Source organism: Pseudomonas sp. C2.3V (assembly GCF_058536325.1).
Map to the genome: position 1 here is coordinate 385,394 of NZ_JBZUBN010000002.1, position 22,045 is coordinate 407,438.

17 protein-coding genes are annotated in these 22,045 nt (G+C 55.5%); 7 read left to right on the top strand and 10 right to left on the bottom strand.

Going from position 1 to position 22,045, the window contains the following annotated elements:
* Positions 1-72 precede the first annotated feature (72 nt).
* A complete protein-coding gene (locus AC4LF3_RS21585) occupies positions 73-2,436 on the bottom strand; it encodes a DNA polymerase II (RefSeq protein WP_491836703.1) in 2,364 nt (787 codons plus the stop codon).
* A 279-nt stretch (positions 2,437-2,715) separates the two neighbouring features.
* Between AC4LF3_RS21585 and ppnN the strand changes: the two genes are divergently transcribed.
* Together ppnN and AC4LF3_RS21595 are read left to right on the top strand one after the other, a co-directional pair.
* A complete protein-coding gene (gene ppnN / locus AC4LF3_RS21590) occupies positions 2,716-4,089 on the top strand; it encodes a nucleotide 5'-monophosphate nucleosidase PpnN (RefSeq protein WP_010798949.1) in 1,374 nt (457 codons plus the stop codon).
* 135 nt (positions 4,090-4,224) lie between these two features.
* Positions 4,225-5,244, top strand: a complete 1,020-nt coding sequence (locus tag AC4LF3_RS21595; protein ID WP_010798948.1) for a transporter — start codon at positions 4,225-4,227, stop codon at positions 5,242-5,244.
* 8 nt (positions 5,245-5,252) lie between these two features.
* On the opposite strand, the gene AC4LF3_RS21600 is transcribed toward AC4LF3_RS21595, so the two are convergent.
* From AC4LF3_RS21600 to AC4LF3_RS21640, 9 genes are all read right to left on the bottom strand, one after another.
* The gene (locus AC4LF3_RS21600; RefSeq protein WP_491836704.1) at positions 5,253-6,077 is read right to left on the bottom strand and encodes an ABC transporter ATP-binding protein; all 825 of its coding nucleotides are present in this window, start codon (positions 6,075-6,077) and stop codon (positions 5,253-5,255) included.
* The gene (locus AC4LF3_RS21605) at positions 6,074-7,135 is read right to left on the bottom strand and encodes a FecCD family ABC transporter permease (RefSeq protein WP_286786777.1); all 1,062 of its coding nucleotides are present in this window, start codon (positions 7,133-7,135) and stop codon (positions 6,074-6,076) included. The genes AC4LF3_RS21600 and AC4LF3_RS21605 overlap by 4 nt, the downstream gene beginning before the upstream one ends.
* A complete protein-coding gene (locus tag AC4LF3_RS21610) occupies positions 7,132-8,136 on the bottom strand; it encodes a FecCD family ABC transporter permease (RefSeq protein ID WP_010798945.1) in 1,005 nt (334 codons plus the stop codon). The genes AC4LF3_RS21605 and AC4LF3_RS21610 overlap by 4 nt, the downstream gene beginning before the upstream one ends.
* On the bottom strand, positions 8,133-9,053 hold the full coding sequence (locus AC4LF3_RS21615) for an ABC transporter substrate-binding protein (RefSeq protein ID WP_019364542.1): 921 nt from the start codon (positions 9,051-9,053) through the stop codon (positions 8,133-8,135). The genes AC4LF3_RS21610 and AC4LF3_RS21615 overlap by 4 nt, the downstream gene beginning before the upstream one ends.
* Positions 9,054-9,119: 66 nt before the next feature.
* Positions 9,120-11,336: a TonB-dependent siderophore receptor gene (locus AC4LF3_RS21620; protein WP_286786775.1), complete on the bottom strand. Its 2,217-nt coding sequence runs from the start codon at positions 11,334-11,336 to the stop codon at positions 9,120-9,122.
* A gap of 95 nt (positions 11,337-11,431) precedes the next feature.
* On the bottom strand, positions 11,432-12,784 hold the full coding sequence (locus AC4LF3_RS21625) for a sensor histidine kinase (RefSeq protein ID WP_150346192.1): 1,353 nt from the start codon (positions 12,782-12,784) through the stop codon (positions 11,432-11,434).
* Complete coding sequence (locus AC4LF3_RS21630; RefSeq protein ID WP_491836705.1) at positions 12,781-13,491, bottom strand: response regulator transcription factor; 711 nt, start codon at positions 13,489-13,491, stop codon at positions 12,781-12,783. The genes AC4LF3_RS21625 and AC4LF3_RS21630 overlap by 4 nt, the downstream gene beginning before the upstream one ends.
* A 216-nt stretch (positions 13,492-13,707) precedes the next feature.
* Positions 13,708-14,535, bottom strand: coding sequence for a M48 family metallopeptidase (locus tag AC4LF3_RS21635; RefSeq protein ID WP_010798940.1), 828 nt, complete (start codon positions 14,533-14,535; stop codon positions 13,708-13,710).
* Between the two features lie 192 nt (positions 14,536-14,727).
* Positions 14,728-15,744 carry a zinc-binding alcohol dehydrogenase family protein gene (locus tag AC4LF3_RS21640; protein WP_491836706.1) on the bottom strand — a complete coding sequence of 339 codons (1,017 nt, stop codon included), beginning with the start codon at positions 15,742-15,744 and terminating at the stop codon, positions 14,728-14,730.
* A 334-nt stretch (positions 15,745-16,078) separates the two neighbouring features.
* Here AC4LF3_RS21640 and AC4LF3_RS21645 point away from each other — a divergent pair, with 334 nt between their 5' ends.
* From AC4LF3_RS21645 to poxB, 5 genes are all read left to right on the top strand, one after another.
* Positions 16,079-16,336, top strand: a complete 258-nt coding sequence (locus AC4LF3_RS21645; protein ID WP_010798938.1) for a hypothetical protein — start codon at positions 16,079-16,081, stop codon at positions 16,334-16,336.
* A gap of 178 nt (positions 16,337-16,514) precedes the next feature.
* Positions 16,515-18,479 (top strand): DNA topoisomerase III, encoded by a 1,965-nt coding sequence (locus AC4LF3_RS21650; protein ID WP_491836854.1) that lies wholly within the window; start codon positions 16,515-16,517, stop codon positions 18,477-18,479.
* Between the two features lie 152 nt (positions 18,480-18,631).
* Positions 18,632-19,546: a DUF2242 domain-containing protein gene (locus AC4LF3_RS21655; protein ID WP_491836707.1), complete on the top strand. Its 915-nt coding sequence runs from the start codon at positions 18,632-18,634 to the stop codon at positions 19,544-19,546.
* 116 nt (positions 19,547-19,662) lie between these two features.
* On the top strand, positions 19,663-19,908 hold the full coding sequence (locus AC4LF3_RS21660; protein ID WP_010798935.1) for a hypothetical protein: 246 nt from the start codon (positions 19,663-19,665) through the stop codon (positions 19,906-19,908).
* 214 nt (positions 19,909-20,122) lie between these two features.
* Positions 20,123-21,847, top strand: a complete 1,725-nt coding sequence (gene poxB / locus AC4LF3_RS21665; protein ID WP_491836708.1) for a ubiquinone-dependent pyruvate dehydrogenase — start codon at positions 20,123-20,125, stop codon at positions 21,845-21,847.
* Positions 21,848-22,045 lie beyond the last annotated feature (198 nt).

The following is a 22,045-nucleotide window of genomic DNA, read 5'->3' on the forward strand; positions in this document are numbered from 1 at the left end:
CTTCATATAAACACCTTATGGCCTCTTGCCGTATCGGTAGCCTGAAAGAGCGCTTGATGGATGCGTCTACTATCAAAAGAGAGCCAGCTGAACATCGATCAACCTGGCGAACCGGTCATTCACGAAAGGCAGGATAGCGTCAGCGATGGGCTTGAGCTGGCGCTCGATGTAATGGTCATAATCCACCGGTGATCGACGCGCTTCGAGCGGTTCCGGGCCGGCTTTCGTCATCAGGTAACTGATCCATCCGCCGTTCTGGTACTGCCTCGGTCGACCTTTTTCGTCGTTGTAAGCATCTGCCATGCGGGCCGCTCGTACATGCGGTGGCACATTGCGCTGGTAGTCATCCAGGCGACGGCGCAGGCGCTTACGATAGACCAGCAGCTCGTCCAGTTCGCCTGAGAGGGTCTGGCTGACATAGCGCTGGACGTAATCCTGGTAGGGCTCGGCATTGAAGATGCGTAGATAAAGCTCCCGCTGAAAGCGCTGGGCCAATGGCGACCAGTCGGTGCGTACCGTTTCGAGCCCTTTAAAGACCATCTCGTCCGTACCGTCAGCGCCTTTTACCAACCCCGCATAGCGTTTTTTACTGCCCTCTTCAGCACCGCGAATGGTGGGCATGAGAAACCGATGGAAGTGCGACTCGAACTGCAGCTCAAGGGCGCTGGCCAGGCCGTAGGTCTCCTGTAGATGCTCGCGCCACCAACGATTGATGAGTTGGACAAGAGACCGACCTATCTGCTGAGCCTCGGCCTCGGCATGGGGACGACCGAGCCAGACAAAGGTCGAATCGGTATCGCCGTAGATGACGGTATACCCCTGAGCCTCGATCAGCTCGCGCGTCTGGTGCATGATTTCATGCCCGCGCATCGTGATTGATGACGCAAGGCGGGTATCGAAGAATCGACAGCCGCTTGATCCCAATACACCGTAAAACGCATTCATGATGATCTTCAGCGCTTGGGAAAGCGCCTTGTTCTGTTCCCGCTTGGCCGCCTCACGCCCTTCCCACACACGCTCCACCATCGCGGGCAGACAATGCCGGGTGCGGGAAAAGTGCGCACCCTTGAAACCAGGAACAGCGTAATCATCGCCGGGTTGGCGCAGCCCCTCGACCAGCCCCACCGGGTCAATCAGAAAGGTCCGAATAATCGACGGATACAGGCTTTTATAATCCAGTACGAGCACAGAATCATACAGCCCGGGCCGCGAGTTCATGACGAACCCTCCCGGGCTCGCCTCCGGCACCTTTTCGCCCAGATTGGGCGCCACGAAACCCTGCCGGTGCATGAGTGGCAGGTAAAGGTGCGTAAAGGCTGCCACCGAACCCCCGCTACGGTCTACCGGCAGGCCCGTTACGCTGGCTCGCTCCAACAGGAAAGGCAGAAGCTCCGTCTTTTCAAAGATGCGGGTAACCAGCTCGCAGTCCTTGAGGTTGTAGCGTGCAAGCGAAGGTTTATCCTGCGCGAACATGCGATTGATCGATGCCATCCGTTGATAGGGATTATCGATGGCCTTGCCTTCGCCCAAGAGGCTCTGGGCAACATTCTCCAGGCTGAATGAGGAAAAGGACCACGTAGCTGAACGCAACGCTTCAATTCCATCGAGTATCAACCGTCCCGGTGCTGATACGAAATAGTGCCTATGCTCGCTCCCTTGCTCCCTCCATTCGACGGCCTCGTCACCACGCCCCAGCATGAGCGGCATTCCGAAGCGTTGCGCATGTTCCCGCAGGATGCGTAGGTCGAACTGTACGAGGTTCCACCCAATAATGGCGTCGGGATCATGCAAGGTGAGCCAGCCATTGAGCCGCTCAATCAGCTCGGCACGTGTCTGGCAGTATTCCAGACAGAAATCAACGGCCTCGGTGTCACCGTTGGCGGGTCCGAGCATATAGACCTGCCGCTGGCCACACCCGTGCAGACCTATGCAATACAGATCGCCTCGTTCGTTGGTTTCGATATCCAGGGAGACCAGTTTTAAATGCGGTCGGTAGTCAGGCGCGGGCTTGAGCTGGGCCTGCAGGACTGCGCCGTGCGCGTCAGGAGTACCGGTGAACCAGACAGGTGCTGTAATGAAGCGCTCCATCAGATATCGCTCGGGTGGCCGGATGTCCGCTTCGTAGATATCCAGCCCGGCGTCCTTGATCTGTCTGGCAAGCTGGATCAGCTGTCGATGCTGGTGGCAATAAAGCCCCAGGACTGGCCGATGACGAAAATCGGACAGCGCCAGCGGGCGTAGTTCCACCTCCCGCTCGTGCTCAATCAGTCGACGAATCGGCTCAACCTGTTCCAGCGGCACAAATGCCACGGAACGCTGCATGGCCAGGCGTACCCGCCGTGGTCCCTGATCGGTCGCCAACCAGAACTCTACTTCCGTACCGGCCGCTGTATCACGCCAATGGCGGGTCAGGACGAAACCCTGTTGTAGATCCACCGCTACTTCCTCAGTACTAACCGCCGCATTCTACCCAGTTGCCGCGTCATGCCTGTATTGGTAACTCACGTGAACAAGGGATAGAGTTGGATACATGCGCCACTTGCGTTGGGAATCTTTTCGCGTCAGGGAGAAGCCAATGATACAAATTGCTGTGATTTCATAGCTCGCCGGTGGTCAGTACCGAAGAGAACACCCTGCACTACACGATCGCCTCGGCGATCATCATCCTGATGTTACACGCGTTAGCGTGGTGGTATTCGTCATAAGGAATCAAGCATGGCTCCAAGACACGTTATCAATGCCTCCGTCAGCCCCAAGGGGAGCCTGGAAACACTTTCGCAACGCGAAGTACAACAACTGAGTGCTGCCGGTTCAGGAAGCGTCTACACCCTGTTCCGCCAATGCGCCTTGGCGATCCTCAACACAGGCGCCCATAGCGATAATGCCAAGACCATTCTTGAGGCTTATCAGGATTTTGAGGTTCGCATCCATCAGCAGGATCGAGGCGTACGGCTGGAGCTGATCAACGCACCGGCAGATGCCTTCGTCGACGGCGAAATGATTGCCAGCACTCGTGAGATGCTGTTCAGTGCACTACGGGATATCGTCTACACCGAAAGCGAGCTGGAAAGCGTTCGGATCGACCTGAATACCTCGCAAGGCATTACCGATTACGTATTCCACCTGCTACGTAATGCCCGCACCCTGCGACCCGGTGTAGAGCCTAAGATGGTTGTCTGTTGGGGCGGCCATTCAATCAGCACCGAGGAATATAAGTACACCAAGCGGGTCGGTCATGAATTGGGCCTACGCAGCCTCGATATCTGTACCGGTTGCGGCCCGGGCGTGATGAAAGGCCCAATGAAAGGCGCCACGATTGCCCATGCCAAGCAGCGGATCTCGGGCGGTCGCTATCTGGGTCTGACCGAGCCAGGCATCATTGCCGCCGAAGCCCCCAACCCGATCGTTAACGAACTCGTGATCCTGCCGGACATTGAAAAGCGTCTGGAGGCTTTCGTACGGGTTGGCCACGGCATCATCATCTTTCCAGGTGGAGCAGGCACGGCGGAAGAGTTTCTCTACCTGCTCGGTATTCTCATGCATCCCGAAAATGCCGGCCTACCATTTCCGGTGATCCTGACCGGCCCAAGCAGCGCTGCACCGTACCTGGAACAGCTACATGCCTTCATTGGCGCCACATTGGGCGAAGCGGCGCAAAAGCATTACAAGATCATCATCGATGATCCCTCTGAAGTGGCGCGTGAAATGGCCAAAGGTCTCAAAGCCGTCAAACAGTTCCGTCGCGAGCGTAACGATGCCTTTCACTTCAACTGGATGCTCAAGATTGAAGAGGGCTTCCAGCGCCCCTTCGATCCAACCCATGAAAATATGGCGAGCCTCACCTTGAGCCGCGAGATACCGCCCCATGAGCTGGCCGCCAATCTGCGTCGGGCGTTCTCAGGCATTGTGGCAGGTAACGTCAAGGACAAGGGTATCCGGTTGATCGAGCAATACGGTCCCTACACAATTCATGGTGACCCGGCCATCATGAAACCGCTGGATCATCTGTTGCAGGCCTTTGTGGACCAGCATCGGATGAAGCTGCCCGGTGGCGCGCCCTATGTACCCTGCTACCGTGTCGTCACCTGAGCCAGATCTGGGAGAGCAGCCCATGCTCTCCCAGCCCTCGAACAACAGGATGTTCCACGTCCGCTCACCCGTCATCCTTTTGTCATATTCTTTGGCTTTACTCAGCGATTTATTACTCCTCCGTTTTGGGCTGGCATGGATCAATCGCTGCTTTCAGGCGTGCAATACTCTGACCTTTCCGGAATCCTGTATGGATTCATATTCCGCCCCGGCGAGCCTGGCGAACAGATCGACACACTTCGAGTAACGGAGGCACTTGAGCGACTAGAGGAGCGAGACGAGTTTGTCTGGTTGCATCTGAACCTGGCCCATGCCGCTTGCAAACGCTGGATGATGACCCACCTGGATCTGCCCGACTACTTTTTTGAAATCCTGAGTGAAGGGTCACGCTCTACTCGTCTTGAACATGTCGATGCAACCCTGCTCGCGGTTGTCAACGATGTCGTCCTGAACTTCGGACAGGCTTCCTATGATGTAGCCACGCTGTATGTCTGTGCCAACCGGCGCATGCTGATCAGCGTACGGCATCAACCGCTTCGTTCGGTGGACCGCCTGCGCGCGGCGGTCAAGAAGGGCGAGGGTTTTCGCTCCCCGCTAGAACTCCTAATCCACCTGCTGCGTGACCAAGAAGAGGTACTTACCCAGATCGTTCGAGAAACCAACCTGAGTGTCGATCGTATCGAAGACCGCCTACTTTCTACCCGCCTTGCCGACAACCGCGCCGAGCTTGGCAACATGCGTCGTACCCTGGTGCGAATCCAACGCCTGCTGGCCCTAGAGCCCAACTCCCTGATGCGGCTGCTCAATCGCCCGCCGCGCTTTCTCATGGAGGAGGATGTAAGGGAGCTGCGGGCAGCGACCGACGAGTTTTCACTGGTTATCAGCGACTTGGCCGTGCTGATTGAGCGGATCAAACTCATTCAGGAAGAAATCGCCGCACAGATCAATGAACAAACCAGCCGCACCCTTTTCACCCTGACACTGGTCACGGTGCTGGCCTTGCCAATCAATATCGTGGCAGGTTTCTTTGGAATGAACGTGGGCGGCATCCCCCTCGCCGATGCGCCTCACGGCTTCTGGATATTGGTCATCCTGGTTGCCAGCTTTACCTTATTGGCAGGGCGCTGGGCCTTCAGGAAAAGAAACGACTATTGAGCGTCCTATTAGCGCGGGCTGACCCCGGCGATCAAAGGTGTTCCGCTAACCGGATCCTTCAATAGAACACAGCGGACGCCGTATAAGGTCTCAACAAGCTCAGGGGTGACAATGTCGGCCGGGACACCTTCAGCAATAATACGACCAGACTGCATGGCGACCAGATGATCAGCGTAGCGGCAGGCCTGAGAGAGGTCATGTACCACCATGACCACCGTCTTGCCCGCATTGGCCAGCATGCGAATCAGCTCAAATACCTCCAGTTGATGCCCAAGGTCCAATGCAGAGGTTGGCTCATCAAGCAGGAGTAGCGGCGTCTGCTGAGCAATGGCCATGGCAATCCAGGCACGCTGGCGCTGCCCACCCGATATCGAGTCAAGCGGCCGCTCGGCCAGTTCAATCAGATCCGCTGCTTTTAATGCCGCATCAACAACAGCTTCGTCATCTGTAGACCATTGCCTTAGCAAGCCCTGATGAGGCTGCCGTCCAAAGCGGATGAGGTCAGATACGGTCAATCCATCCGGTGCGCTGGCATCTTGGGGCAGCAGTGCAAGCTGTCGGGCGACCTGCCGGGAAGGCAGCTCACCGATGGCCTTCCCATCGAGTAGAACCGCACCCGCACGCGGCTTGAGCAGGCGAGCAAGACCCGCCAGAAGCGTAGACTTCCCGCATCCATTGGGCCCTACAATAGCGGTGACCCGCCCCGGCTGGATTCTAAGATTAAGCCCATTGATAATGGTCGTCTGACCATGAGAAAGCTCGAGAAGACGGGTCTCCAAAATAACCGAATGCTCGTTAGTCGCCATCAGCAACGGTGAAACAGTACTACTCATAACGACTTCCGGACAGGTTGACGCAATAAAATCCAGAGCAGGTAAGGTCCGCCGATAACAGCAGTCACTACACCTACTGGAATTTCGATAGGAGCAAACCAGGTTCTTCCCACCCAGTCTGCCAGGATCATCAGAAGGGCTCCTGCTAATGCAGAGGTCACGATAGGGACACCGCGTTGTCCGACCAGATAGCGGGCCGCTTCGGGTGCCAGCAAGGCGATAAGCCCAACAGGACCGGCAACCGCGACCGCTAACGCCGTGAGCAGAACAGTTAGCATAAGGATCTGTACCCGGGCCAGGCGTATCCGTACGCCTAGCCCAATTGCGACCGAATCGGAAAATCTAAGAACCTCTAAGGTGCGCCCCAGGATCTTGGCTAGCGGTAAACCTATCAGCAAACCAATAGCCAACAATTGAATCGAGGCTGGAGAGCGCGCGTTAAGACTGCCAACCGTCCAGGGATAGGCCTGGTTGGCCGCATCGATGGACGAACGTGCCAGCATCAGATTGGTCAAGGCGCCAAACAATGCACCAATTCCGATTCCAACAACAATGAAGCGATACCCACGTGCGCCTGCACCGCCACCCAAGGCAAACGCCATGGCCGCTGCGGTTGCCGCACCACTCAAGGCAAGGGCTGATGGCGCAAGGCTTGTCGTGACAGCAACGATGGAAGCGACAGCAAAGGCCGTTGCACCATTGTCGATACCAATAACCCCGGGCGTTGCAAGCCGATTACGTGCCAGGGTTTGTAACATGCACCCTCCCAACCCGAATGCGGCCCCTGTCAAAAGTCCAGCCAGAAGCCGGGGAAAGCGAAGCTCTTGAATCAAAAATAAATGCATGGGATCGCCGTGCCCGATGACAGCCTTCAGCGCCAGCCAGGGATTAAGCCCGGTTACGCCATACGCCAGGCTGATACCGCTCATGAGGATCAACAGCACTGTCAGGCACAGCGCAACGACACTGCCTCTCCGTGATACCAGTACACTCACCTGACGGCCTGCCTGTAGCCACCAAAACCGAGCTGTTACCGGAGATGAAAAAGGTTTAGTCATAATGAAGGCAGGCGATGTTGACGGACGACTATCATCAGAATTGGCGCACCGATAAAGGCAGTCACAACACCAATGGGAAGCTCGTAAGGTTTGACCAAAAGGCGCGACAAGATATCAGCCAATAGCAGCACCGCGGGCCCCAGGACTAGTGATAATGGAAGGACACGGCGGACATCAGGCCCGACCATTCGCCGCGCCAAGAACGGCACAACCAATCCGACAAAGCCAATAGGCCCAGCTACTGCAGTGGCAGTCCCTACTAAAATGGCAACGCCTAGTAGTGCGATCAATCGGGTCAATTGAGGGTGATGCCCTAATCCAATGGCCATACGCTCTCCCAAGCTCAAGGCGGCCAGGGGTCTGACCAAAGGGGCCACGACCAACAGGCCTGCCAGTGTGCCCGGCAGCGCCCAGGACAGGGTATCTGCGGGCCTGCCTGCCAAGGCGCCAATGACCCAAAACCGAATTTCATCGGCAGTACGCTGGTCATACAGGAGCAGTAAGGTACTGGCGGCGCCCAGAATTCCTGTGAGCGCCATTCCCGCCAGGATCAAGCGAACAGGGTCGGCGTCAAATCCGCGCACTTGAGTCACCGCCACAACGAGCAGACATCCAAGCATGGCTCCAGTAATGGCCATGCCAAGATTGACAGTAGCTGCGCTGGCGCCGAGCGCAATGGCAACCACCATGGCAAAGGATGCACCAGCGCTAACACCCAGGAGTCCGGGCTCCGCAAGCGGATTGCGGGTTGCCGTTTGCAAAACGGCTCCACCAACGCCAAGGGCCATACCCACCAGAAGTCCCAGTAACGTGCGCGCCCCACGCAGCTCGAGGACAACAAAGCGAGCTTCATCGTCCCCACCCCCAAGCAAGACATTGATGCTACGGAGCACGGAAACTTCCCCAGCACCAAGCAGCAAGCTGGTGAGCAGAATCACCAGCAGCGTTAGACAACAGGCAATGAACGGAACACCCAAACGAGGCGAAGCGGACACCTTCATTTAAGAACGATACGCTCCACGTCATCCAGTACATGCTCAGCAGCCAGCGGACCTGACCCGCTGCTCCACACCTGCCCATCAACCGTGGCCACCTGCTTCGCCTGAACGGCCTTCAAGCGAGTAAAGGCAGGCTGCTTGCGAGCAGCCTCCAAGGCCTCGTCACCCTTCTCATTCAAGGTAGCCAGGAAAATCCAGTCTCCATCAGCGCTTGACAGGTTCTCAAGGCTCAAGATATCGCTATGAGGACGATCTTTGAGCTCTGAGGCCAGTTGCGTACTGGCAAAGCCTAGTTGCTCCAGTAACTGGCCTGCAAAGAGATGGCTCGACATGACCATCGGTCCCTGAGGATTCCAACGAACAACCGACAACACTTGCCCTGGTTTGACTTGCGTCTTCAATTTGGCAACACGCTGGTCTATCTGATCGAACTGCTTTTTCAATTCATCACTACGGTTGAGCGCCTGGGCATAAAGCTCTGCGTTGGCTCGCCAGTCAGCTAACGACTCCCCTCCTTTTGGTACTACCGTCGGAGCAATCAGGCTAAGTTTGGCATATTGTTCTTGCGGTAAATCCTGTCGCGCCAGGATAAGGTCCGGCTTCTGGTTGAAAACTGCCTCCAGATTAATTTCACGAGCCGTACCCACGATAGCGGGCTGCCCCGCCTGATCCTGCAGATAGTTTGATACGCTGGTGCCACCACGACTCGCCAGCGTAGCGACTGGTTTAATACCTACTGCCAGCGCGGTATCCATAGCCGCCTCATCCAGCACCACGACCCGCTTAGGTGTATCCGGGGTTTTCAGCTCGCCGTGGGCAGTGGAAACAGTAGCCGCCAAAGCCGAACCTGCTGTGGTAGTTAGCACGAGACTGCACAAAAGAACACTAAGACGGAAAATACTGGAATCAACACGCTTCATGACACAACTCCACAATAGAAATACGGCACGGGCAGCGGGTTAGCCAGGCGGCCCGATTTAATAACATTAAAACGAGGCGGTAAAGGAAGCAAAATACGCACGACCCGGCTCGTTGTATGTAACCGCACCGGCGCTCGAAGCGTTGCCCTCTCGATAGATGCGCTTGTCGAACAGATTATTCACACCAAAACGCACTTTGTAATGCTCGTTAAACTCATAACCACTGCTGACGCCTACCAACGTATACGGATCAATGTCCTTCTGGGCAGCAGCCTCATAATCCGTATTGGTACGCCGAGAGTATGAAGGAGCCTCCTGCTTTCCATAATGGGTAACATTAAGCTGTGCAGAGAGTTTTTCAGTGACGTACCAGTCCAGCGTACTGTTGATGGTGTATTTGGGAATAATGCTCAAGGGGTCGCCTGTCTGCTTATCCTTGGATTCGATCATATAGGTGAAGTTAGTGTTCCAATCCACGGTATCAGTCAGCGGAATGAACAGGTTGCCTTCAACCCCTTGGACAACCGCCTTACCGGTGTTCTCCCACTCCAGTACACGAGGCCCGGTGTCGCCCAATCGATAGATAAATTCGTTTCCGCCCACGATTTTGTTTTTGTAATCGTTACGGAAATAGGTCGCACTGGCTCTCCATGTTCCGGCGTCATAAGCCAGACCCAGCTCCTTGTTAATGCTGATCTCAGGCCTTAAGCTTTCATTACCGACCAGATAACAGCCTCCGTTGCCAGACGTAATCGCTGTACAGCCATTACCACGACTGTACAGGAGATAGTTTGGATTGCTCTGATACAGATTCGGTGTTTTGTAGGCACGCGCGATCCCACCCTTGAACGTCAGTCGGTCCGTGATCTCATGGGACAAGTTAAGACTTGGGCTCCAATTATCACCATAGGTCTGATGGTCATCGAAGCGTAGTCCAGGGGTCAGCACCGTCCGGTCTGTAACCTGCACATTATCTTCGACATAAAAGGCGTAGCTGTTGGCTGTCGTCTTGGTCTGGGTGCGATCAAAACCTGCTATCTGGCCAGGCTCAGGATCAGAAGACTGAGCGCGCAGAGAACCAGGGTCACTTAGCGACTCGTGTAAATACTCGGCGCCAATGGTTAAGACCTGCGGCATTGCGCTGTCGATAGGCAGATCAAGATTGCCAAAGGCGCGGGTATTGCGCAGGCGCGACATAAACGCGCCATCCCCCTCACTTGGCCCACCCTCTGTACGGCCTGAAAGTCCCTCGTTCAGACGCCAGTTGCGGGTGTAATCATAGGAAAGGCCCAGTGTGGAATTACCCCAATCCCACGTTCCCTTATGCTTCAACGTAAAGCTGGAGCGCTGCAATACATTGGTTTCATGGCCATACAGACTTCGAACAAAGGCATCGTTGCCGCCGGAGTTATTGAGCATCGTATCGCCGGCATAAATGTTGCCCTGGCGGCTGTAGGAAGTTTCAAAATCGAGGACTTGCTGCGGATCAAGTTGCCAACTGAGTAGCGCATTGATGTCCTTGTTGCGTACGCCTTCCCGACCCGCCGTGACACTGCCTTCCGAGGCCTGATGTCCTTCATTGATGCTCAAAGCATCTGCATCAGTCCTGGCGATATTGCCATAGACTCGAAATGCCAAAGCTTCCGTCAACGGACCGCTCAGGTTGAAATTGGCACGGCGTCCGTTGCCTTCGTCGCCGCTTTCGGGTTCCAGGGCATAAAACGTCATCGAGCCATGCCATTGCTCCGTAGGACGCTTGGTAATGATGTTGATGACCCCACCCATGGCACCGGAGCCATAACGGGCCGCCGCCGGGCCACGCAGGATTTCGATACGCTCGACTTCTTCAGCTGGAACCCAGTTCGTCTCACCCCGCGTATCACGGTCACCGTCCCAACCATAGCGGACGGCATTTCGGGAGGTACTGGGCAGGCCATCGATCAGAATCAGCGTGTTCTCAGGCCCCATACCTCGCAAGTCGATTTGCCGATTGTTACCGCGCGCGCCACTGGCACTGTTGCCTGTGAGATTGACACCGGGCTGGCGCCGGATAATCTCCGACAGATCATTGGCCGGTGGTTGCCTGGCAATATCCTCTGCGGTAATCACTGAGTAACCCAAGGCCTGCCTGGCCTCTTCCTCGGCGGTACCCATAACCGTGGTAGCTTCCATCTCAACCGGCTCGCTGGAGCCATACTGGGCAAGCGCAAGGCCGGAATGGCTGGCAAGAACCCCACACAGTACGATGCTCAGTCGCGTGGATGAATGAGGAATACGCAGCATGACCAACTCCTGTTCTACAAATCTCGAAACGAGACCGCTCCAAAGCTGGTGCAAATGCTATTCATTCCCATTTGAGAAGAAAGCTTTTTTACAATCTATACAATTTCAGCAGCAGGCAAGCGTACGGTCACACGAAGCCCTGGATTGCAGTTTTCAGCCCAGATAGCGCCGCCCTGGATCATCAGTGCCGATCGGGCGATGGAAAGACCCAGGCCGAATCCGTCACCGCCAGGCCGGGCACCATTGAGCCGGGTAAACGGCTCGAAGATGTAGTCGAGCGCACCTTCTGCAACCCCCGGACCTTGGTCTTGTATCCACAGCAACCACTCGCTGCCCTCACAATGCCCCCCCAGAATCACATATCCTCCTTCCGGTGAGTAACGAATCGCGTTGCGCAAGAGGTTTTCCAGGGCACGGGCCAGACTATTCAAATGAGCTTGTACACAGCAATTGTCTGGTAAGCGATATACAAAAGCGTCTCGTGACCAACCCGTCTCGAAACAGGCATCCTCAATGAGGATATTCCAGAGCGACTGCATGCTGATCGGCTCGCATAGCAGCGAGGGTCTATCCGTATCCAGCCAGGCCAGCTCCAGTGTGGTCTCGACCAGCTCCTGCATACCGGCTAACTCACGCTCAAGGCGGGCACGCAACGTATTCGCATCCTCGGAGGACTCGCACAGCACACGCAGCCGTGACAGCGGTGTGCGCAGCTCATGGGACATATCTCGCAGAAGTCGTTGCTGGTAGTCGACATGACCTTCCAGCCGCTCCGCCATGTGATCAAAGGCGCGTCCCAGCTCACCCAGCTCATCGCTGCGAGCGCTTACGCCAATTGTAGGCTTTCTGCCTGAGCGACAAGCAGAGGATGCCTGCTCTTGGAGCCATCTCAAAGGCACCATGAGCTGACGATAGAGCAGAACACATAACAGAAACATGGTAGCCATGGGAAACAGCCCATGGATCACCAGACGGCCCAGAACGGAAGGCTTGCCGGACCACATGCGCTCGGGCAATTCCATTGCCAAACGGCCCGCTTCAGGATGTTGAGGAAATGGAATATCCATTACAGGCAATTCAGTAGCACGGCCACTCAACGGCCAATCCAGACGGCGCATAAAGCTGAACCGATCGGCATCACCAGGCGTCAGGGCGCGCTGACCTAACGGCTGATAAAGACGATCAACTGCTACAGCCCAAACCTGTTCTCCCTCTCGGATACGTCGTAATGCAGTTTCAACGCCCTCCTTGCCTTGTGTCCTCCATGCCTGCTCAACGGAAGCAGCATAATTCAGCAGTTCCTCTTTATCGGCTTGTGCCAGTTCGTAATGACTGTGCTCCATGCTGCGTCCCCAGCTTAAGCTCAGCCAGACGATGACCAGACAGGCGGCGATGGTAAGACCAGACAGCTTCCAGAACAGGGAATGCCGATACGGGAGTCGTATCATGAAGACGAACACACCAGCACGTAGCCTTTCCCCCAGGCTGTACGAACTTCGCAAGCCGAGTAATCAATGCTCTGGAGCTTGCGGCGAATATGGCTGACATGCATGTCAAGACTACGATCGTAGCGTGAGTAGGCACGTTGCAGAGCTTCCTGATACAACACTGGTTTGCTGAGTACCTCTCCAGCGTGCCGGTTCAATAGCTCGAGAATACGAAATTCCGTTGTGGTCAGTTCCGCCCATTGCCCCTTATAAACCACATCGGTCCGGATAAGATCGAAGTACAGCTCTCCCTGCACGGTTGGCGCTGTCTCCATGGCCGAGCGCTCAAACGCGATGCGCCGGAGCAGCGCTCCGATTCGCACATCCAGCTCCGCCATGCTAAAGGGCTTGGGTAGATAATCATCTGCTCCCTTTTGAAAGCCGACGATACGATCAGACTCGCTACCCAGCGCCGAGACCAGGATAACCGGCACGGCACTATAGGAACGAATCTGCTCCAGTAGGTGAAGCCCATTGCCATTGGGTAACAGAATATCCAGTACTACCAGATCGAACACCTGTTCTTTCAACAGTGTGGCGACTCGACAGACATCACTGCATAGCACTACCGCATATCCCCTCGCCGATAGCTGAGCCTGCAGGTGCATACCCAACACCGGATCGTCTTCAACGACAAGAATATTGAGCAGGGAAACAAAGGAATTCATAGCGTTTGGGGAACAGCCAAAGGGTTTCAAAAGTACCCGTCCGAGGCTTTTTTCACGTAGACAGGTGTTAACACTGATGTTAACTCGAAAGCAGAAGAAGGGTATTGCTGCTCGTTAAGATACCCGGGCGGATCTTAATTAATGTCTTAAAATCGCCTGGATAAGGATATCGCAGTGCATATCCTTATCCATATAAGCCATGGATAAAGATCGAACTCAAGACTTGCGGCTGGCTTGGTACAAGGGCATCACCTTGGGGACGGCTGCTTGAATCGAGGCCATGCGGCTCTCATCAGAGGGGTGCGTGCTCAGAAGCTCAGGTGTCTTATTGCCCATCCTGGCTGAGGCTTGTGCAAATTTCTGCCAGAGGCTCAACGCCGCATTGGGGTTATAGCCCGCCCGGGCAGCCAACTCCAGGCCAATCAGATCTGCTTCGTTTTCATTTGATCGACTGAACGGGAGAGATAAACCAACTTCCGTTACCTTATTCGCAATTTGCATTGACGATTGGTTAAGGCCTAGCAAGGCGCCACCAAGGCTTTGGCCTAATTGCAATGCATACGCCCGAGACATTTTTTCCCTGCTGTGCTCACGGAGCGCATGAGCAATTTCATGCCCCATTACCGCTGCAAGCTCATCATCGGTAAGTTTTAGCTGTTGGATCAGACCGGTATAAACAAAGATCTTGCCGCCCGGACCGCAGTTGGCATTGAGTTCATCATTTTTGACCAGGTTGACCTGCCAATCCCAGGCAGCAGCATCGGGACGGAAGTAGCTAACCCTATCGATCAGCCGCTTGGCAATCGTACGGACACGCTTGCCCTCTGCTGTCTCGTTGGCGAGCGCACCGGATGATTTGGCCTTGTTGACTGAACTGGAATACGACTCTGCGTACATCTGATCAACCTGCTGGGCAGACAGCATGCTGAACATGTATTGCTTACGCTCGACCCCTACTGCTCCGCCACTGGTTGTATTGACTACCTGGCAGCCAGTAAGAAAAAGCGAAAACGAAAGACCCGTTATGAATAAGACACGACGCATATGCTTTCCCTAGCGTATGTTGAGCCGACCTACTTGTCAGCACGATAAATGAATCAAAAACAGCCTATGGCTGGTGCGTTAGTGTAATCGATTTAAATTCTAGAAACATATACCACCGCCGGATGAATAATTGACGCAGGCGCAAGCGAGGCCGTAAAGCAGAAGCGATACGGCGTCGTGGTATCGGAAAGGTTATCGCTCGATCAAAATCTTCAAGGTTGAAGCGCGCTCCGCATCCCAGTACGGCAGGGCCTGCTCGGCATCCTCGAAGGGAAACACCTTGGAAATCAGATCATCTGGAGAGTGATCCAAGGTCTCCAGATAGCGAACGACGGCTGTAAAGTCTTCGGCTGTTGCATTACGGGAGCCCATGATGTCCAGCTCCTTCAGATTGAACAGTTGCGTCTTGTAGGAAACCGGCTCCTTGGCGTACCCCACGTACACCACACGTCCAGAAAAGGACACGATATCGATCGCCTGGGTAAACGTGGCCGGCAGGCCCACACATTCGATGACGACATCAGCCCCGTCACCGTCAGTCAGTGCTTCGATCTGCTTGTCCACATGACCAGACGAGGCCACGATAGTGTGTGAAGCACCGTATTTACGCGCCATTTCGGTCTTGGTCTCGGAGACATCCATCGCGATGACTGTTGCACCCCGTGACACAGCTCCGGCCACGGCGCCCATGCCTATCATTCCACAGCCAATGATCACCACTCTGTCCCCCTTGGCAACCCGCCCGCGTCTCGCGGCATGGAAACCTACCGATAGGGGTTCAACCAGCGCCAGGTGCCGTGCTGGCAAGGTATCGTTCAGGATGAGCTTCTCGTAGGGCAGTACGATCTGCTCGGCCAACCCGCCGTTCTGCTGAACGCCGAGTGTCCGGTTCGTCTTGCAGGCATTCACGCGTCCCTGACGGCACGAGGTGCAGTGACCACATGCAGTGTAGGGCACCACAATGACGCGCCGCCCTGCACGATAGTCCAGCGGTACGCCCCGTCCCGCCTTGATGATTTCTCCACCGATCTCATGACCAGGAATACGAGGCAGTGCCACTAACGGATTCAACCCTTTATAGGTGTTGAGATCGCTACCGCAGAGTCCTATATGGCGAACCGCTACCTGAACCTCTCCCGGTCCCGGCTCGATGGCCTCGACATCATGGAAGCGGCACTGCAACTCCTGTTCGATCATGAGAGCTTTCATAGGGATCCTTTCATTGTTGTGATTATCAAAGGTTTCGCCATTGTGAAACGACGTTTCATTTTAGAGTCTACTGCCAGGGGTCGGATCGTCAAGGTGCATATAGCGTTTACATTCAGCCAGGAATATCACCCTGCCTTGCAACATAGTCGTCAAGTTCTGGTCACATGAGTCGATTACCTTCAAGGTAGATCCAAGGGACTGCTGACTTGCCGGGTTGACCTGGCTCAACTTCCGACGAAGTAAGCGATAAATATGCGTTTTTGTAATACGGCCATCATTGAATCGTCATGCATATCGCATTACGCTCAGATGGTCGAAATCACTGGATTAACTCATGCGTGACGAAGCGTGCTCAGAAGGGCTAACGCGACTGGCTACCTCAGCGGTAATGAGAGGACGGCCTGAAAATGAAATTCTGGGTTGGATGCTGAACAACGGTATTCGCCCCTCTGCAGCCATCAAGGCGTTAACAAAGGCCAAGCGCCAGCGTCAGGAGTCAGGCTTGAAAAAGCTTAAACTCTCGCTGGTATGCCTTTTTACCCTGATGTTCTCTACTGCCATTCTCAACATGGTGGATCTCTTGAAGTTCTAATGCAGAACCGGTTGGGCCGAATGACTGTATGATCGACGGCCCACCTCGTGTTATATCGATTCGTCCCGCCAGATAAAGCTGGCAGCGTGCATTATCTGTATGCATATACATATTTCGATTGCCTCTGCGCTGCGGTTTAAGCATGCTTACGCTATTGTTGATTTGAATGACGATAGCTATGCGGCTCTTCCTGTGCGAAAAACCTTCCCAAGCCAAAGACATTGCCAAGGTGCTGGGCGCTACTCGCCGTGACGAAGGCTGCTGGACAGGCCCGCAGGCCACTGTAACCTGGTGCATTGGCCACCTGCTTGAAACAGCCCCGCCAGATGCCTATGACGATCGGTATAAGCGGTGGAATCTGCAAGATCTGCCGATCATCCCGGAAAAGTGGAAAATGCTCGTCAAGCCCAAGACCGCAAGCCAATTCAAGGCGGTCAAAAGGCTGCTTGGCGAAGCCCGAGAATTGATCATTGCAACAGACGCTGATCGCGAAGGCGAGATGATTGCCCGCGAATTGGTCGAACATTGTCGCTACAAGGGACCTATCCAGCGTCTGTGGTTGTCGGCGCTGGATGATGCTTCCATTCGTAAAGCGCTGGCTACGCTAAAACCCGGCGCTGATACCTTCAGCCTCTATCATTCGGCGTTGGGTCGCTCGCGTGCCGACTGGCTGATCGGCATGAACATGAGCCGTCTGTTTACATTACTGGGCCAACGGTCAGGGTACCAGGGCGTCCTGCCCGTAGGACGTGTGCAAACCCCTACCCTGCGACTGGTAGTCGACCGTGATCGCAGCATTGCCAACTTTGTGCCTGTACCGTTCTGGGCAATCGATGTGCTGTTATCTGCCGAGGGCCATCAGTTTACGGCCCAATGGAAGGCTCCTGAGGATGTCTGCGACGATCAGGGCCGCTGCCTGCGCCAGGATATCGCCCAGAGTGCAGCAGAGGCGATGCGCCAGACAGACACTGCTCAGGTGGTGAAGGTACAGACCGAACGCATGCGTGAGCTTGCTCCATTGCCGTTTGATCTGGGCACGCTGCAAGAGGTGTGCTCGAAAAAGCTTGGCCTGGGCGCCCAGGAAACGCTGGATATTGCCCAGGCGCTATACGAAACCCATAAGGTCATTACCTATCCGCGCAGCGATTGCGGCTATCTTCCCTTGAGCCAGCATGGCGAAGCCCCTGCCATCATGGCGGCGCTTGAGCGCTCCGACTCCTCCCTTCTGCCTCTCAAGGCGCACCTGGACCTGAGGCGCCGCTCGCGGGCTTGGAATGATGCAAAGGTCAGCGCACACCACGGCATCATTCCAACCGCAGCTATCAGCAGCCTGGATCGACTGACGGGCAAGCACAAGGCAGTCTATACCTTGATCCGCGCCCGCTACCTGGCGCAATTTCTCCCAAACCATGAGTACGACCGTACTCAAGCCGATTTCGACTGCGCAGGACAGTTGCTCAGGGCTGTAGGCAAGCGCATCGTCGAGCCAGGCTGGAAGCGAGCCCTGCCGGAAGCACTTACGCCAGCAAAGGGAAAGGAAGCGCCAGCACCACAGCCGCTGCCCATGCTTTCCAAAGACCAGTTATGCGCTGTGGTGGATGTTCAGCTTAAAGACCTTTGGACACAACCGCCCAAGCCCTTCACAGAAGGTGACCTGATCAAGGCCATGAAGAATGTAGCCAAACTGGTGGACGACCCCAAGCTCAAGCAAAAACTGAAGGACACCACAGGTATTGGGACGGAGGCGACACGCGCCGGGATCATTCAGGGGCTGCTGGACCGTGGTTATCTGACCAAGCAGGGTAAGGCGTTGGTCGCCACGCCTGCTGCCTTCAGCCTGATCGACGCTATGCCTCGGGCTATTGCCGATCCCGGTACAACCGCTATCTGGGAGCAAGCGCTGGATATGGTTCAAACCGGAGAGATGAGCCTTGAAGAGTTCGTGACCAAGCAATCCGCCTGGATGAGCAAACAGGTCGAGCGCTGCATGGGGCTGAACCTGACCTTTAGCGGGCCGGCTATTCCAGCGGGACGTAAGTCCACGCCGTTCAAGAAGAAGCGCAAGGCGGCCCCGCGCAAGGCCTCAACCAAGACGGCACCAGGTAATGGCAAGCGGTCACGCCAGCCTGTCAGCCCGGCTTGATAAGAGGACACATCCGGTCACCTAGCGCCTAATTGATATCTTTTTAGCCTTACTCTTCCGTAGTAGCATTGCATTCTGTTTAATGCGTTCTCTTCATGCCCGTTGTACGCCATGCGCTTCTTGTCTGGCGTTGGCTGCTTTCAGGATCTGCAATGTCAAAATCGATTGGTATCGGCGCACTGGCACTGGCCACTATGCTGACCGGCCTGGCTGGCTGCTCGAACAACAAGCCTGCCGTGTACGAACACGAAAATTTCGATGACTCGGGTACGTTTTCGCGTAGCTATCCGGTAAACGATACGGCTGCCTGCGAAGCAGCTCGACGTGCGCTGCTCAGTCAGGGCTATATCATTACCAGCAATGATCCAAAGCTCGTCAGTGGCCGTAAGAGCTTTCAGCAGACCGGAGAGAACCACCTCGAAATCAGCTTTAATGTTGTCTGCACGGCCAATACCCCCAACGATCATGGTTCAACCATCTTTGCCAACGCGCTTCAGGACCGTTATGCGCTGAAAAAGCTCAATAACTCGGCGAGCCTGGGAGTAGGTGTGCTCGGCTCGGTCTCGATGCCTATCGGCTCGACAAACGACTCCATGGTCAAGGTCGCCAGCGAGACGGTTACGTCAGGCAAGTTCTATAGCCGCTATTTTTCCCTGGTAGAAAGCTTCTTGCCGGCTCAGGCCCAAAAGGCCAACAAAGGAATACATCAAACAAAAGCAGCGCCCGCGCCGAGCCCACTCGCCAGCACGCCCTCTTCTGCACAGCCCAGCCAACCTGCACAGGCGCTGGCACCGAAGCCAGCCTCGGCGGCACCTGCTCCTGAGACACGCCCGGATCATGATGCGGGGTTTTCTTCTGTACCCGTACCATTGCCGCCCCAAGCGCCGCCCATTACACCTATCGACACGTCAGCCTTCGAGCAATTTACTGCGCCAGCCGCCGCTCCAGCCTCTCCCACAACCGAGCCCGCCGCTTCGCCAGCGTCGGCTGACACGCCCACTCCATCAGGTCAGCCTGAAACCCCCACGGCACCCTCGAATGACTTGCTGGAGCTGCTTGAAGAGTGAGGGTCGGGCATGACTCTGGATTGCCGAAAGCCTGCAAGGCGTTGAGGTCAAGAACTCTAACCATGCGCGCTACGTCTATAGCGTAACGCCGTGCAGGCAGTCGATAGAGTGACACCATGAAACAACGCACCGTTCAGGACGAAGGCAATACCACGTGGACCTGTGTAGAGGCTTTCTCGGGAGGAAGCCAGAAAACGGCCAAAGCGGCCAAGAGTCTTACCAAAGATGCCGAAGGCAACGTTACCGTGGTATGTACGCCTAGTGGTGGTGAGCAGTCAGTACGCGTGAGCTTGCCTGAAGCATGGATTGACAAGACGTCTGACCAAGCCCTGCTGGACGCCATTCAATCCGCCAAGGGTTAGTCCTGCCCTATCTTCCTCCAGAAATCGATTGAACTTAGCCTGGAACGCCTGCTTCGAAAGAGCTTCGATGGCAGGCTGATCTAGAGCGTACTTGTTTGCAGCATCGCTATCTCATCATCTGGATGGCTGCAATCCCTGGCGTTAAACCGAACCCAGCCACGTCCTATGCTGCCTTGAGCCATCGATCATTTACTTTGTCAAAGGACGAATCGTTATGGCTAAGATCACCATTGCCCAGCAGTTGGCTACCACACTGGAGCAGGCAGGCGTACAGCGTATCTGGGGCGTCACCGGAGACAGTCTGAATGGCCTGAACGATGCCTTGCGCAAGATGGAAACCGTCGACTGGATGCATGTACGCCACGAGGAAACCGCAGCCTTTGCGGCCGGGGCGGAAGCAGCAGCTACGGGCAAGCTGGCGGTATGTGCAGGCAGTTGTGGGCCAGGCAACCTGCACCTGATCAACGGACTTTATGATTGCCACCGAAACCACGTACCGGTCCTGGCAATCGCTGCGCACATTCCCTCATCGGAAATTGGTCTGTCCTATTTTCAGGAAACCCATCCTCAGGAGCTTTTCAAGGAATGCAGTCATTTCGTTGAGCTCGTCAGTAACCCGGCACAAATGCCCGAAGTCCTGCATCGTGCCATGCGGGCCGCCATCCTCCAGCGCGGCGTTGCGGTCATCGTGATTCCCGGCGATGTGGCGCTGCTGGAAGTGGACGTCGGGAAGACCGCCTGGCCGGTTCTCAATCCGCCTCGCCTGATGCCTTCGGAGCAGGATATCAACAGACTCGCCACCCTGCTCGCGGATAGCAAAGCCGTGACATTGATGTGCGGTAGCGGCTGTGCGGGCTACCACGACGAAGTCGTTGCGCTGGCCGATACGCTCGGTGCACCTGTCGTTCATGCGTTACGAGGTAAAGAGCATGTCGAATGGGATAATCCGTTCGACGTTGGCATGACGGGCCTTATCGGCTTCAGTTCCGGCTACCATGCGATGCTCAATTGTGACACGCTGATTTTGCTCGGCACTGATTTTCCCTATCGTCAGTTCTACCCAACCAATGCCAAGATTGTACAGGTCGACATCAACCCTCAGGCATTAGGCCGCCGAACCGCCCTGGACTTGGGAATCGCCGCCGATGTAGGCGAAACCATTCGTGAGCTTTTGCCACAACTGAAGCGTCGTACCGATCGGCACTTCCTCGAGGATTCGCTCAAGCACTACGCCAAGGCCCGTGAGGGCCTGGATGATCTGGCCAAACCCTCCCAACCCGGTCGACCTATTCATCCGCAGTATCTGACCCAGGTCCTGAGTGAGCTGGCAGATGAGGATGCCATTTTCACGACAGACGTCGGAACCCCAACGGTATGGGCTGCCCGATATCTGAAAATGAACGGCAAACGCCGCCTGATCGGCTCGTTCAATCATGGCTCCATGGCCAATGCCATGCCTCAGGCGATAGGGGCTCAGGCAGCTTATCCCACGCGCCAGGTTATCTCGATGTCCGGTGACGGTGGTTTCGCCATGCTCATGGGTGATTTCATCTCGCTGGCCCAACTGGGTCTACCGGTCAAAGTGGTGGTTTATGACAATGCCACATTGGGCTTTGTCGCCATGGAAATGAAAGCCAGCGGTTATCTGGATACTGGTACCCAGTTGCAGAACCCGGATTTTGCTGCGATGGCCAATGCGATGGGCGTCAAGGGAATTCGTGTCGACAGCGACGAACAGCTGGAACCTGCTTTACGGGAGGCCCTGGCCCATGACGGCCCGGTACTGGTCGATGTCGTGACGGCTACGCAGGAGCTTGCCATGCCGCCCGCCATCAAGCTCGAGCAGGCCAAAGGCTTCAGCCTTTATCTGTTTCGGGCGGTTATGAATGGCCGTGGCGATGAAGTCCTGGAGCTGGCACGTACCAATCTGTTGCGCTAGCGCCGCTGTGCAAAAAAGTTCACCACGCACACCGTGTGGTGAACTTGAATGTTTCAAAAGATGAGCGAGAACTCAGATCCAATAATGTAAAGGCATTTGGATTGCTCATTGCCGCTGCGCTGCCTATGATCCGCGCCTTTATGAGCCACGCGTGATCGCCGGCAGGTTTTACTCTGCGGCCCGGCCTATTGACTCTCG